The organism is Myxococcaceae bacterium JPH2, from assembly GCA_016458225.1.
In the GTDB taxonomy this organism is placed as follows: Bacteria; Myxococcota; Myxococcia; order Myxococcales; family Myxococcaceae; genus Citreicoccus.
Genome location: JAEMGR010000015.1, coordinates 192739 through 206183, shown reverse-complemented (window position 1 = coordinate 206183; position 13445 = coordinate 192739). Strand labels below are relative to the sequence as shown.

Annotated in this window: 11 protein-coding genes and 1 pseudogene; 4 read left to right on the top strand and 8 right to left on the bottom strand. The window is 70.7% G+C overall.

Translation table 11 applies throughout. The features are described from left to right. Positions 1 to 82: 82 nt before the first annotated feature. Complete coding sequence (locus tag JGU66_22950) at positions 83 to 538, top strand: Rrf2 family transcriptional regulator (GenBank protein MBJ6763638.1); 456 nt, start codon at positions 83 to 85, stop codon at positions 536 to 538. A gap of 105 nt (positions 539 to 643) precedes the next feature. After that, positions 644 to 1042, top strand: coding sequence for a DoxX family protein (locus JGU66_22945; protein ID MBJ6763637.1), 399 nt, complete (start codon positions 644 to 646; stop codon positions 1040 to 1042). A gap of 9 nt (positions 1043 to 1051) precedes the next feature. Here JGU66_22945 and JGU66_22940 read toward each other — a convergent pair whose 3' ends face one another. Together JGU66_22940 and JGU66_22935 are read right to left on the bottom strand one after the other, a co-directional pair. Then, positions 1052 to 1567 (bottom strand): hypothetical protein, encoded by a 516-nt coding sequence (locus JGU66_22940; GenBank protein MBJ6763636.1) that lies wholly within the window; start codon positions 1565 to 1567, stop codon positions 1052 to 1054. A 53-nt stretch (positions 1568 to 1620) separates the two neighbouring features. Beyond that, positions 1621 to 2391 carry an SDR family oxidoreductase gene (locus JGU66_22935; GenBank protein ID MBJ6763635.1) on the bottom strand — a complete coding sequence of 257 codons (771 nt, stop codon included), beginning with the start codon at positions 2389 to 2391 and terminating at the stop codon, positions 1621 to 1623. Between the two features lie 77 nt (positions 2392 to 2468). Between JGU66_22935 and JGU66_22930 the strand changes: the two genes are divergently transcribed. Beyond that, positions 2469 to 2927 carry a GNAT family N-acetyltransferase gene (locus tag JGU66_22930; protein MBJ6763634.1) on the top strand — a complete coding sequence of 153 codons (459 nt, stop codon included), beginning with the start codon at positions 2469 to 2471 and terminating at the stop codon, positions 2925 to 2927. A 1-nt stretch (position 2928) separates the two neighbouring features. Here the strand turns inward: JGU66_22930 and JGU66_22925 are convergent, their stop codons facing one another. The 3 genes from JGU66_22925 to JGU66_22915 form a co-directional block, all read right to left on the bottom strand. Further along, complete coding sequence (locus tag JGU66_22925; GenBank protein MBJ6763633.1) at positions 2929 to 4518, bottom strand: glucose-6-phosphate isomerase; 1590 nt, start codon at positions 4516 to 4518, stop codon at positions 2929 to 2931. A gap of 172 nt (positions 4519 to 4690) precedes the next feature. Continuing rightward, entirely contained in the window at positions 4691 to 5566 is an 876-nt protein-coding gene (locus JGU66_22920; protein MBJ6763632.1) for a sterol desaturase family protein, read from the bottom strand. Position 5567: 1 nt separating this feature from the next. Beyond that, complete coding sequence (locus JGU66_22915; GenBank protein ID MBJ6763631.1) at positions 5568 to 6236, bottom strand: TetR family transcriptional regulator; 669 nt, start codon at positions 6234 to 6236, stop codon at positions 5568 to 5570. 349 nt (positions 6237 to 6585) lie between these two features. Between JGU66_22915 and JGU66_22910 the strand changes: the two are divergent. Continuing rightward, positions 6586 to 7329, top strand: a pseudogene (locus JGU66_22910) (M23 family metallopeptidase). Here the strand turns inward: JGU66_22910 and JGU66_22905 are convergent. The 3 genes from JGU66_22905 to JGU66_22895 form a co-directional block, all read right to left on the bottom strand. Further along, entirely contained in the window at positions 7213 to 8922 is a 1710-nt protein-coding gene (locus JGU66_22905; protein MBJ6763630.1) for a 50S ribosome-binding GTPase, read from the bottom strand. The pseudogene JGU66_22910 and the gene JGU66_22905 overlap by 117 nt on opposite strands. A gap of 388 nt (positions 8923 to 9310) precedes the next feature. Beyond that, positions 9311 to 12172, bottom strand: a complete 2862-nt coding sequence (locus JGU66_22900; protein MBJ6763629.1) for an AAA family ATPase — start codon at positions 12170 to 12172, stop codon at positions 9311 to 9313. Further along, positions 12169 to 13416 (bottom strand): MFS transporter, encoded by a 1248-nt coding sequence (locus JGU66_22895; GenBank protein ID MBJ6763628.1) that lies wholly within the window; start codon positions 13414 to 13416, stop codon positions 12169 to 12171. The genes JGU66_22900 and JGU66_22895 overlap by 4 nt, the downstream gene beginning before the upstream one ends. Positions 13417 to 13445: the final 29 nt, after the last annotated feature.

The following is a 13445-nucleotide window of genomic DNA, read 5'->3' as shown; positions in this document are numbered from 1 at the left end:
GGCTCACCCCGACAGGCGCTTGCGCCTGCTCGGGCCCGGCGATATGTAACTGCGACGGTTCTGAATCGTCATGGGAGGGTGAGTGAACAGCCGGTTCGTCATGGCCGCGCACGTGCTGGGGATGCTCGCGTGGCACGAGCGCGAGGGCGCCGGCACGGTGACGTCCGAGCAGATGGCGGCGAGCATCCAGACGAACCCGGTCGTGGTGCGGCGGCTGCTCGGGGACCTGTCACGCGCGGGGCTGGTGGAGACGAAGCGGGGCGCAGGAGGCGGCGTACGACTCGCGCGGGGGCCGGAGTCCATCACCCTGTGCGACATCTACAAGGCTGTCGGGGATGGGACGGAGCTGTTCGGACGCCACCCGTCGGGGGCAAACCCCACCTGCGCCTTCGCCCCGGTGGTGGTCGACTACCTGGATGAAGTCTTCAAGCGCGCCGAGGCCGCGGTCCACGAGAGTCTGGGCGGCACCACGGTGGCGCAGATGTCCGTCGAGGTCGGCAAGCGCATGGGCGCGCACGGAGGCAAGGGCTGTCGTTGAGGCCGGCTCGTGCGCGTGACGTATTTGTTTGTCTTTAAATGTAACTGACTTTGTTCTGAATTGAAGTGGATGTGAAGAAACGCAGTGGCGCGCGGGAGTCCACAGATGAAGCAGAAGATTGCGTATTGGGTGCTGACGGGGCTGTTCAGTCTGATGATGCTGATGTCCGCATCGGGCTATCTCACCGCGAACCCCCAGATGGTGGAGGGGTTCCACCACCTGGGCTATCCGGACTACTTCCGCATGTACCTGGGGGTGGCGAAGGTGGTGGGCGTGCTGGCGCTCGTGGTGCCGTGGACGCCGCGCACGTTGCGCGAGTGGGCCTACGCGGGCTTCGCCATCACCACCGTCTCGGCGGCCGTGTCGCACGGGATGTCGGGTGACCCGACGGGCATCGTGGTCGCCCCGGTGGTGGCGCTGGGCGTGCTCTTGGGCTCGCACCAGCTCTGGCGGCGCCTGCGTGACGAGGCGCCCCGGTCGGTGGCTCGGCCCGCGGTGGCCTGACGTCAGGCTTCAGGTCGAGGCGGGGGGCCACGCGAGACGCGGCTCCTCGTCTCCCTTCGCGACGAGCAGGGTGGCGCCCTCGAGGAACTCCTCCGAGTCCAGCGCCTCGACGACGGTGCGCGTGGCGATGTCCACGTCCATCACCAGGCAGTAGACGCGCATCTTCCCGGTGATGGTCTCGCCGCCCTCGACCTCGCCATTGCCCGTCCACCCGAGCATGTCCGAGAGCAGCTCCTCCACGGCCTTGCGCTTCTCGAAGTCGTGGCCGGTGCCCTTGCCCTGCACGGCGTACTCCACGATGAGCGCCAGCTGGGCGTCCGGCTCGGGCTCGTCATAGCCCGCGTCCACCAGGGACTCGGCCTCCTGGGCGATGAGCATGTCCACGTCCTCGCCCGGGGGAATGGGGAGCTTCTTGTGCTCGCCCATCTGTCCCACTGCGCCCCAGTGCACGGTGAGCTCGCCGTCGTGCTCCCACGCCTCCCAGTAGTGCAGGGTGTCGCCGTCCTTCTTGTAGAGCTTCAGCACGCCAGTGGCCTCATGCGGGCGCGCACTCTATGCCAGCCGCGCCGCTCGGGGGCTCAGAAGGCACGGCCCTGTCCGCCATCCACCGGGAGCGTGACGCCTGTCACCCAGCGCGCGCGCTCCGAGCAGAGGAACACCACGACGTCCGCCACCTCCTCGGGGACGCCGAAGCGGCCCCAGGGCATCTCGTCGCGCACCATGCGGGCCACCTTCTCGGGCTCGGCCTTCTGGCGACGGTCCCAGCTCCCTCCCGGGAAGAGGATGGAGCCCGGCGCCACGCCGTTGACGCGGATGCGGTGGCGCGCCAGGTCCACCGCCATCTCCTTGGTGAGCGCGGTGAGGCCCGACTTGGCCGTGGTGTAGGGCGCGCTGGTGGCGTACTCGCGGCCGAAGATGGAGTTGAGGTGGACGATGCTGCCGCCGCCGCGCTCGCGCATCACCTCCACCGCGCGTTGACTGCACCACACCGCGGACAGGAGGTTGCGGTTGAGCACGTCCGTCCACTGCGCGGGCGTGGCCGAGTCGAAGGTGCCCGCGCCCCCGCTGCCCCCCACGTTGTTGACCAGGATGTCCAGACCTCCCAACGCCTGGACCGCTGTGTCCACCGCCTGGGTTGCCCCTTCGGGCGTGGCGACGTCCGCGACCACCTGAGTCACTTCCGCGCCCTCGGCGCGCAGCTCGGTCGCGGTGGCCTCCAGGGCCTCGGCGCCTCGGGCGGTCAGGCAGACCCGGACTCCCTCCCGGGCGAGGGTTGCCGCGATGGCGCGACCGATACCTCGGCTGCTGCCGGTGACGAGCGCGGTCTTCCCGTTGAGTCGCAAGTCCATGCGGCGCCTTCTACCCTCGGCTCGCGTGGCGCCAAGGGGGCTTCGTGAGGAAGCGTTCATGATACGAAGCCCCCACGATGGACGTCACGTACCGGATCGCCCTCCCCGAGGACTTTTCCGCGCTCGAACTGCTGATGGCCGCGCAGTTCCACGATGAAGAGATTGCCGTGGACTCCACCCGCCTGACGCGTGTCATCCGTCCGGTGCTCGACTGGCCCGAGCGTGGCTTCTTCGTGCTGGCTCACACGCCCGAGGGTCAGCCCGTGGGCGCCGCCTACGTGCCCTGCTACTGGTCGCTGGAGCACGAGGGCATGGCGGCCTGGCTGGAGGAAATCTACGTGCTCGCCGCGTACCGAGGCGCGGGCGTGGGCACCGGGCTCGTGCGGGCCGCCTGCACGGAGGCCGCCGCGCGGGGCTGCCTCGCGGTGGACCTGGAGGTGGGGGTGGGCCAGGAGCGCGTGGCCCACCTCTACGTTCGTGAGGGCTTCCAGCCCCTCCAGAGAGATCGCTGGGTGCGCCGCCTGCGCGAGGCGTGACTCAGCTCGCCTGGAAGCGCGCCTCCACCGGAGAGGCGCCCTCCACGCGGCGCACGCCGTGGTCGCCGTTGGCGGCCAGGTGCTCCAGCAGCTTGAACACCGTCTCCACGTCATCCGGCGCGCCCAGGTCCGCGGCGAGCTGCTCGGCGGTGCGAGCCTCCGCGCGGGCCTCGCTCAGCCGCGCGAGCAGCCGCGCCTGCAGCTCCAGCACGCGGCCGGCCGCCTTCTTCCCCGCCTCCACGCCGGGCTGGTGGTACGCGTTGATGTGCACGAGCGAGGCGTAGAGGCCCACGGCGCGCTCGTACAGCGCGATGAGCGCGCCCACGGTGCGGGCGCTCGCGTCCGGCACGGTGAGCGTCACGGACTCGCGGCCCTTCTCGAAGAGGGCGCGGCGCGTGCCCAACAGGAAGCCCAGGAGGAAGTCGCCGCTGGTGACGCCGTCCTCCACGCGCATGGACTCGCCCTGACGGTCCTTCAGCACCTCGATGAAGGTGACGAAGAAGTTGTTCACGCCCTCGCGCAGCTGCTGCACGTACGCGTGTTGATCCGTGCTGCCCTTGTTGCCGTAGACGGCGATGCCCTGGTTCACCACCTTGCCGTCCAGGTCCTTCTCCTTGCCGAGCGACTCCATCACGAGCTGCTGGAGGTAGCGCGACATGAGCATCAGCCGGTCCTTGTACGGCAGGATGACCATGTCCTTGGCTCCGCGTCCGTTGCCCGCGTGGAACCACATGAGCGCCAGCAGCGCGGCGGGATTGCGAGCCATGTCCCGCTGCCGCGTCGCCACGTCCATGTCCCGCGCGCCCGCGAGCATCGCGTCGATGTCCAGCCCCTGGAGCCGCGCCGGGAGCAGCCCCACCGCCGACATCACCGACGTGCGTCCCCCGACCCAGTCCCACATGGGGAAGGTGCGCAGCCAGTGATGGGCCTTCGCGTACCGGTCCAACTCGCTGCCATCGCCCGTGACGGCGACCGCGTGCGCGCCGAAGTCCAGGCCGCGCTGCGTATAGGCGCGCTCGGCCTCGACCATGCCGTTGCGCGTCTCCTTGGTGCCGCCGGACTTGCTGATGACGACGGTGAGCGTCTCGGCCAGCCGCTCGCCCAGCGTGGCCAGCACGCGGTCCATGCCGTCCGGGTCGGTATTGTCGAAGAAGGACACCTGCATCGCGTCCCGCGCCGTGCCCAGCGCGTCCGCCACGAGCTGCGGCCCCAGCGCCGAGCCGCCGATGCCCACCAGCAGCACGTGCGTGAAGCGCGCGGCCTTCTGGGGGCGCACCCGGCCCGCGTGCACGTCCTCGGCGAAGCGGTGCACGGCGGCGACCGTGTCGCGGATCTCCTTCGCGAGGCCCGGCTCTGGCGCCAGCTCCGGCGCGCGCAGCCAGTAGTGCCCCACGCGGCGCTGCTCATCCGGGTTGGCGATGGCGCCCTTCTCCAGCGCGTCCATCGCGGTGAAGGCTTCCTCCATGCGCGGACGCATGCGCTCCAGGAAGTCCGCCGGGAAGCTCATGCGCGAGATGTCCAGCGTGAACCCGACGGACGGGACGACGCACAGGTATCGCTTGTACCGCTCCCACAGCTCACGCTCGGTCATGGCATCTCCTCGCCTTGGGGCGTCGGAAGGTCCGGGCCCGGGTGGGGCCGCGCTGGCGTGGCTTAGCCCTTCCGCCCCGGGGGAGGGAAGCCGCGCGAGCGTGCCGCCTCACGGAAGTCCACCCATGCCCAGGCATCGGCCCGGTGCTGAACACCCTGGCGCGTCGGCGGGCTCACGCGGAGGGGCGCGGCGCGTCCACGGTGGGCGGCTCGGGCTTCCAGGCCGGGTTGCGGAAGACATAGCCCCAGCGCTGCCGGAGCGGCCCGGGCTTGAGCGCGTCCCGCGCGATGGCGGCGAACTCATGGAACGCGATGCGGACCGGGTTGAACGTGCGCAGGTTCTTCGTCAGTCCATACACGGGTTTTTCACCCTCGGGCTCGAAGGTCGCGAAGAGGCGATCCCACACGATGAGGATGCCCGCGTAGTTCTTGTCGATGTAGCGCGGGTTCGAGGCGTGGTGCACGCGGTGATGGGACGGCGTGTTGAACAGCCACTCCAGCGGACGCGGCAGCCGGACGATGGCCTCGGTGTGGATCCAATATTGGTAGAGCAGGCTGATGGACTGCTGCGTGACGATCATCACCGGGTGGAAGCCCGCCAGCGCGAGCGGCGCCCAGAACAGCCATCCCGTCATCGGAGTCCACGTCTGTCGCAGCGCCGTGGACAGGTTGTAGTGCTGGCTGGAGTGGTGCACCACGTGCGAGGCCCAGAACAAGCGGCTCTCGTGATGGACCCGGTGGAAGGCGTAGTAGCAGAGGTCCTCGGCGAAGAAGAGGAGCACCCAGGCCATGGCGCCGAAGCCGCGCCGCAGCGGCGTGAGCTGATACAGCGCCAGGTAGCCCGCGAAGGCCACGCCCTTCCAGAACACGTTGATGGCCACGTTGCCCAGGCCCATGGAGAGGCTGGCCGCGGTGTCCTTCCAGGTGTGGCCGGCGAACTCCCGGCCCTCGTCGCGCTGCTTCTTGACCCAGAGGGCCTCGGCCACGACGGTGAGGACGAAGACGGGGATGGCGGGGAGGATGAGGTCCGGGATGTGCGGTGCGTCCACGTCAGCCCTCCGAGAGACGGGCGCGGCGCCGAGGCCGCGGTGGGGGAACCAGGGTGGCGCGCATGAAGCGCGCGAGGGTGTCGAGCATGCGCCGGTGCGCTGGGTCCGCCGGGCGGGCCGCTCCGCCCACCGCCGCGCCCTGCACCGCGTCCAGCGCCAGCTCCACCACGTCGTCGAAGTCGGGGTGTGAGGCGGCCTCGGGGAACAGCTCGCGCGCCACGCGATGCAGGTTCTGCCGGTGCGGTCCATCCACGACCGCGAGCGCCGCCTGAAGCTCCGGGGCCGTGCGCGCCGCGACGTACAGCTCGATGGCGGCTTGGAGCTCCGGCCGCTGGTAGATGGCCCACAGCATGTCCACCGCCGCGGCGATGCGGTCCCTGCCTGCCTGCCGCGCGCTCACGCTGGCCAGGTAGTCCTGGATGAGCCGCGGGAAGAGGTGCTCCACGGCGACCGCGAGCAGCTCCTCCTTGGTGTCGAAGTGGGAGAACAGCGCCCCCTGCGACACGCCCGCCCGTTTCGCCACCTCCACCGTCGTCAGGCGCGCGTAGCCCAGCTCCACCAGCGTCTCGATGGTGGCGTCGAGCAGCTTGCGCCGCGTCGTCTCGCGGCGCTCCTGCTGGGTGCGGCGCGGGGGCCGCGCGCCTGTCTTTCCGGGGGACCTCGGAGCCATGTGAGCGCAATGTAGTCTCTTGGATAAAAAGTGACCAGTCACTTTCCTGGTCGCTTTCCTGCTCGCGGAGGTGGGAGGTCCTGGCACGTGGGCCGACTCGCGTGGGGGAGCGAGCGGGCGAGGGGCGTGTCAGGTCGGGGAGGAGGCGTGCCGAACATGTCAGTCATTGCGGCGGGCAGGCGGGCAGCGGCTTGACTGTCATTGGGCGGGAGCCCGCTGGGAGGCGCGAGGAAGCCTCGCCTGCAGAGGGAGCGAGGCCCGGGTGGACGGGTTGGGCCGCTTGCGGTTTTGCGTCAGAATGTCTGGGAAATAACGCGCGGCCTTGCCGCCGTTACCCGCCCGCCCTCTCATGAATCTTTCCGCACTTGTTCTCGGGTCGCTGCTTGCCGTGGCGCCAGCGACTTCCTCGCCCGCTTCTCCCGTGTCCCAGCCCGAGGTCGGGGTTCCGTTCGCGTGTGGTCGCATCTACACCGTGAGCCAGGGGCACGAGACGGGCAGTCATCTGCACAACGACACCTACGCCTGGGATTTCCGCATGCCCGAGGGCACGCCCATCGTCGCCGCGCGCGACGGGGTGGTGCGCATGGCGCGCGGGGACAGCACCATGGGCGGCTGTGACGAGAAGTTCGCGCCCGCGGCCAACTACGTCGTCATCTCCCACGGGGATGGACTGGAGACGCAGTACCTGCACTTCAGCGCGGTGGTGGTGAAGTCCGGCGAGCGCGTGAAGCAGGGGCAGCTCATCGGCTACTCCGGCGCCACGGGCTGGGCTTGCGGCGCGCACCTGCACTTCAAGGTGGCTCGCGAGACGGGCAACGGGTGGAACAACCCCTCGGTGCCCGCGCGCATCGTGGGCTACGGCGACCCCGTGCGCGACACGCAGGTCTCCGCGCCGATGTGCAACGAGAAGGCGCAGCAGCCCATCATGGCCTCCAACGAGGGGACGCACGCGCCGGGTGATTCGGTGATGTCCATGTCAGCGCCCTCCGCCGAGAAGCAGGAGCAGGCGCCGCGCGGCCTCCCTCCCGGGGCGAAGGCCATTCTCGACGGCCTCTCCCAGCCTCCCGCCCAGGGCGGCGAGGGCCTCGACAAAGCGCGTCCGACCCGCGACCCGAGCGCGACGCGCAGCGCCAGCGAGACTCGCTGACGCAAGCAGCGCGCCCGCGCCGGACAGCAGCGCGAAGAGGGCCCCCGCGTTGACGAAGTACGCGAGCGGCAACAGGGGGCCTTCCACATACGCGCGCACCACGCGGTACCCCACGTGCCCCAAGAGCGCGAGCAGGGGCAGGTTGATGAGCGGCAGCAACAGCCAGCGCGCCGTGCGCCACCACCCGGCCACGGTCTCCGCCACCGCCGTGCTCGCCGTGTAGCGCCACGCGCCCGCGCGAGCCACCTGAAGCTCCGCCAGCAGCGAGTCCACCTCCGGCACGCCCAGCGTCTGTGCGTCGAGCCCGCTGCCTCGCGCCACCGCGCGCGCTTCCGCCAGTGCGGTGCGCGCGGCGGACTCCGCGGAGAAGTCGTCCTCGAAGGGCTCCACCACCGCCACCTCCGCGGCCCTCGCGCGGGTGCGGTCCCTCACGGCATCCACCACCGTGGAGGCCGCTGCCACCGCGAGCCCGGCGGGCAGGCTGGCGCGCGACACCAGCGCCGCCGCGCCCAGTCCACTCGCGCCCCACAGCGACAGGCGCAGCCCCCATGCGGCAGGGCCCCAGAAGCGCCCCGCTGCTTGTCGTCGAACCTCGGACGCGAGGTGGCCCTGTGCCAGGGCGAGCCGCGCCTCGAAGTCCCCTTGCAGTGCCTCGTTCGCGCGGCCCAGTCCCGAGTCCAGCGCCGCGTGCGTGCGCGTCAGCAGGGCTTCGGTTTCGGAGAGGGCTTCGCGAACGCGGGTGGCCATTTCGTCCAGGGCTCCCATGGCGTTGGCGCGCCGCACCCGCGCGGCCACCGCTTGGGTGGCGAGCCCTCGCAAGTGGAAGAGGAGCGCGCCGAACTCTCCTGAGACGTCTCGCCCCTCCTTCGCCGCGCGCGCGCTGATGGCGAACACGGGCACGGACTCCGGCGGCTGTCCGTACTGCTCGGAGGAGAGCTTCCGGGTCTGGGCCTTGAGCGCATCGCGAGAGCTTTCCGACAGCTCGTCCGCGAAGTTGAGGAGGAAGACGAGCGCGCGCCGGCGAGCGAACTCCGTGAGGAACTCCACCTGGGTGGCCTCGGCCACGCTGCCCCGGTGCAGGACCACGAGCGCCACATCCGCGCGTTCGAGCATGGCCCGAGCGACCTCGCGGTGAGTGGTGGCCACGCTGTTGAGGTCCGGTGTGTCGATGAAGACCTGACCGCTCCACAGGCCCTCGGGGCCGGGCGTGTAGCGCACCACGCGCGCGCCGGTCTGGGCGAGGGACTCGACGTTGGCGCCCTCGGGCGCGAAGACCGTGGCGGCGGTGCTCGTTGGCCGGTCGACGCCTTCTCTCGCGAGCGCCTGTCCCGCCAGCGCGTTGAGCAGGGTGGACTTGCCCGCGCCCGTCGCGCCGACGAGCGCCACGGTCAGCGGTGCGTCCTTGCGTGCGACGCCGCGCGTGTAGTCCTCGAGGAGGCGCTCCAGTCGCACGGCGTGAGGCTGCAACGCCGGCAGCGCCAGCGCGGCGGTGAGCAAGGGGCGAAGGGCTTCGGGGTCGGGAAGGCTCGTCTCGTCCACGGGAGGGCCAAGCCTCGCCCGAGTGGGCGCGGCTGGCTACGGCGAAGCGCAGGCAGGGTGCGCCAGCGTGCAGTCAGCGCCCTGCGTCCGCGAGGACTCGCCGATGCCCAGGGCCTTGCATCGCGTGTCGGTGGAGCCTCGAGCCTCGCGCGGCGGTGTCGAGTGGCGCGAGCACCTGCGCCGTATCTGGACCTCGCGCCACGCTTCGCCTCGTGGCTGGGCTCGGGTTGCGCATCGGCGGCGAGGCGGCCTCTCTCCTCTCGCCATCGCGGGCCTTGAGGCGCGCCCAGTGGAGCGCCACCTCCGTTCTGTGCCCGTCCTCGGACCCGCGCATCACACGTCGGCGGAGTGCCGCTTCAGCGCTCCGCCAACGTGGCTTGCCCTGGCGTTACGCGTCGGCGGCGAGTCGCTCCAGCACCCGTGCGGCGATCTCATCCGCGCTCAGTGTCGAGGTGTCGAAGACGAGGTCATAGCGCTCGGGATGCAGCAGTGCCTCTGCGTCCGCTGCTCCCGCGAGCTTCGCTAGGTTGGCGAGATCCGCCGCGTCCCTCGCCCTCAGTCGCTCGTGGATCTCCTCCACCGTGCCGGAGTCATCACCTTCGGCGTGGCGTGTCTGGACTCGTCGGGCGCGCTCCTCCAGCGGGCAGGTCAGCAGCACCCGCAGCAGGCGTCCTCCGCGCCGAGCCAGCTCGGGAGCCAGCTTCGCCGCGACCCATGGGCCGAAGAAGCTGTGCAGCAGCGCTCCGCCTTGCAGGACGCGCTCCGCTTGGAGTCCATCCAGGAACGCATCCAGCTCGCGCGCGGCACCGGAGTCGAGCGAGGTGCCGTAGCGCTGCACGCTGGGGAAGCCTCGCACCGCGGCCATGCGGCGCTTGAGGTCTCCGACGTTGTAGGCGCTCAAGCCCGCCGCTCGCGTGAGGCGCTCCGCCAACGTGTTCTTCCCCGCGCCGTGGGCGCCACCAATCACCACCGTCCATGCGCCCGCCGTCGCGTCCTCGTTGACGGAAGCCGTCCAGGTGTCGGGTCGGCGGTCCCGGTAGACGCGCAGCAGCTCGTCCGCGGACTCTCGCGCCTGGGCCTCCAGGAAGCGCGCGCTGGCGGCCTGGAAGGCACCGCGGCGCGCGGTGTCGCTCGGTGGGATGTCGTGACTGGCGAGCACGTTGCCCGTGCCCGTCTCCTGCTTCTCGCGCGGAGACTCGTCCAGGTCCACCGTCTCTTCCAGCGAGCGCAGCGGATCCACCATGTCCAACACTTCCGCGCCACGCGACACGTGCTCGCCTTGGATGCGCACTGCCTTGAGGCGCGCGAACAGTCCGGGCTTCAGCGCGGCGTTCATCTCGCGCTGCACGTCGTCCAGGAAGTCGAGCACCTCCCGCGCGGAGGCGGGCACCGCGAGCCACACCTGCACCTTGTCGGGAGGCGCGCGAGACACGCGCACCCGCTCGCGCCAGGCGGGCCGCAGGTGCTTCAGGACCGCAGCGGCGACGAGCTGGATGGCCTCCGAGCCCGCGTCGAAGCCATAGAACTCGTTCACGGCCATGATGCGCGCGCCCATGGACTTGCCGCCATGGTCAGGCCCCCACTTGATGGGGCGGTGCTCCTGCTCGATGAAGCGCGCCGAGGTGTACGCGCTGTCCGTGAGCTGGATGAACGTGTCCCGCGTCGCGAGCCCTGTCCCCAGCAGTTCGCCCTCCAGCGCCTCCTGGCTCCACAGCCCCGTCACCGGGTCGCGCAGCTCGCGAGGAAGCGACAGCGCGCCCTCGCCGTGGAGCCAGTGCAGCAGCGCCCGCGAGTCCGGCTGGAGGATGGCCGAGTCCTTCTCGCCGTCCTCCGTGTCCTGAGGCGGATGCTCCACCAACACCAGGCAGTCCCGCCGCGTCTTGGCCTGCTTGCACAGCGCGGTGGCCAGCGCCATGGCCTGGGCGAACCGCTCCTGCTCGGTGCCAGGGACATCGGGCGCGGGCGTGGCGCCCAGCGAGAGCGTGGGGGCCCAGAGGACACCGTCCTGGAAGGGATGCGAGCGCACCTCCACGCCGTCTCCATGGCGTGCGCGCAGCCGGGTCTCCCACTCGGAACGCGTCTGCTCCGCGCCCGCTTCCGGGTGCTTCCAGACCAGGAGGCGCAGGCCGCCATTGGGCTCGGCGAGCCACGCGGCCACCGAGGGCAGCTCGCCCACGTCCTGCTCGCAGCCCTCCACGCCGGTGACGCGCAGCACGGTCAGCTCTCGCGCCAGCTCCCGCGCGGAGGCGCGCATGGACTCCAACGTGCGGCCGAACTCGGAGGCCGTCGCCCCGGGCCGCGAGATGACGCCGAACTCATCACCCGACAGGTAGCGGTAGAAGCACGCGCCGTCGCGTCGGGCCACGGCATCCAGTCGCTCGAAGAGTCGGCGAATCATGCCGTGGCTCTCGTCACCCACCAGCCGCCGACCGTAGAGCCGATTGAGGCACTGGAGCTTGTCGAGATCGCCCAGCGCCACCCACAGGCCGCTCGAGCCCAGGCGCAGCCGCTCGGAGAAGGCGCGCTGGCCATCACGACGCTGCGCCGTGGCCACGCCGCGCAGGGACTGTCGATAGTGCGTCTCCAGCGCCTCCTCGGTGAGGCGCGTGAGCACCGCGAGCACGATGCCCGTCTCCTCGCGCCACGCGAACACCTGGTGCGGCACGTTCTCCACGAGCAGGTGCTCGATGAGGTCCCAGCCGAGCGTCACGGCCGGCTCCGCGCCGTCCGCCTTCACCACCATCGCGCCATGGCCCCAGCCGCGCACGAGCCCCGCGGACGCGCGGCCTCGCTGCACGGGCAGGGAGAGCGGAACCTCGGTGGTGGCGACGTGGACGCGCAGTGGCTCGGCGCTCTGTCCCAGGCGGACCTGGAAGTGCGCGGGGCCCTCGCCTTCGGGCGTGAAGCGGGCGGTCCAGGACGTCCCCAGCCGCGTGGCCACGAAGTCGAGCACCTGCGTCAGGCGCGCGCGCGTGAGGTGCTGTCCCCAGGCGGCGCGCGGAAAGAGCACGTGCTCCATGCCTCGCGACGGCGTGCTGCCCGAGCGCAGCGCGAAGGACTCACCTCCCAAGCGCACGTCCTCGTCCTCCGCGCTCCGCGCGCACCAGCGGCAGCCCTCCACGGGGCCGTGAGGCACGAGCGCGTCGGGCGGCACCGTGGGGGTCGAAGGCATGCGAGGCACGAGGCCGCGCGGCTCCATGGGCTGCAAGGGCGTGGGAGACGGTGCGGCGGACATCCTGGGCTCGCTCATGACGCGGAGCCTCCAGTTCCAGCGGGGCTCGCCGCGGGAGTGGGTTGGAGGGGAGTGGACTCACGGGGCAGCATGGCGAGCATCGCCAGCGGGATGAGCCCGGAGACGAAGACGAAGACGCCCTCCGCGCCGAGCGCCGCCGACATCGAGTGTCGATCCGCCAGCACGCCGAAGAGGGGCGAGAGCACCATCAACACGAGGCTCTGGAAGAAGCCCGCGAAGGACATCACCGTCGCGCGATGGAAGGACTCGATGCGACGGTGGAGGGTGTCGTTGACGAGGGGGCGCACCAGTCCGCTGGTGATTTGGCTGGCGAGGATGACGCCCACGCCCGCGAGGCTCGTGCTCCAAGCGAGGAAGAAGTAGTGCGCGCCCAGCAGCACGGGGATGGTGAGCAACGCCATCGTCTCGCCCATCCAGGCCACGAGCCGGTGCGCGCTGCGCGCGGCCAGCGCACTGGAGGCCATCCACACGAAGTAGATGGCGCCGAAGTACTTCAGGTCCACGCCGGCCGCGTGCATGTACGGCTGTGAGAACTTGAACCCCGTGAGCATCGCCGCGCCCATGCAACTGGAGAAGAGGACGAGGAGTCGGATGGGGCCGCTCGTCCACACCACCGTGGCCGCGTGACGCATGTGCGTGAGCGACGTGCGCTCGCGCGAGGCGCGGTGATGGGGAGGCTCGCGGAAGGTGAGCGTGACCACGAGGGCCGCGGCCGAGCCCAGCAGCGTGAGCAGCACGGGCAGACGCAGGGACACCTCCGCGGTGGCGCCACCCACGAGCGAGCCCACGCCCATGCTCATCATCCGGTAGGACCAGGAGCGACCTTCGTGCGCGCGGTACTCGGACTCCTGCCCCAGCTCCTTGAGCGTGTCGTAGAGGAACGCGGAGTCAGCGCCGGACTCGAAGGCGAGGTGCGCGCCGAGCACGGCCGACGCGAGCACGAACGTCATGAGCCCGTTGCCCACGAGGAAGAGGGCGAGGAAGACGACCTTGCACGCCGCGGCGACGACGAGCGAGTTCTTGCGTCCCCAGCGGTCCGCGAGCACGCCGCTGGGAACCTCCAGCGCGAACTGGAAGACGGACTGCACGACGACGAGGAGCATGATCTCCCCGTAGTTCAGCCCGCATGCCTGGTAGTACAGGATGCAGATGGGGAACCAGAAGCTGAGCGTGGACAGCAGCGAGTACGCGTAGAAGCGCGGGATGTTGGGCGCCAGCGATGCCGGACTGGGAGAGGACACGGAGTCTCCGGAGGAAAGAGGGGCGAGGG

Coding starts and splice junctions, on each gene's coding strand:
- JGU66_22935 (MBJ6763635.1), bottom strand. CDS start 2,391: ATGGACTTGCGACTCAACGGGAAGACCGCGCTCGTCACCGGCAGCAGC.
- JGU66_22945 (MBJ6763637.1), top strand. CDS start 644: ATGAAGCAGAAGATTGCGTATTGGGTGCTGACGGGGCTGTTCAGTCTG.
- JGU66_22925 (MBJ6763633.1), bottom strand. CDS start 4,518: ATGACCGAGCGTGAGCTGTGGGAGCGGTACAAGCGATACCTGTGCGTC.
- JGU66_22915 (MBJ6763631.1), bottom strand. CDS start 6,236: ATGGCTCCGAGGTCCCCCGGAAAGACAGGCGCGCGGCCCCCGCGCCGC.
- JGU66_22930 (MBJ6763634.1), top strand. CDS start 2,469: ATGGACGTCACGTACCGGATCGCCCTCCCCGAGGACTTTTCCGCGCTC.
- JGU66_22900 (MBJ6763629.1), bottom strand. CDS start 12,172: ATGAGCGAGCCCAGGATGTCCGCCGCACCGTCTCCCACGCCCTTGCAG.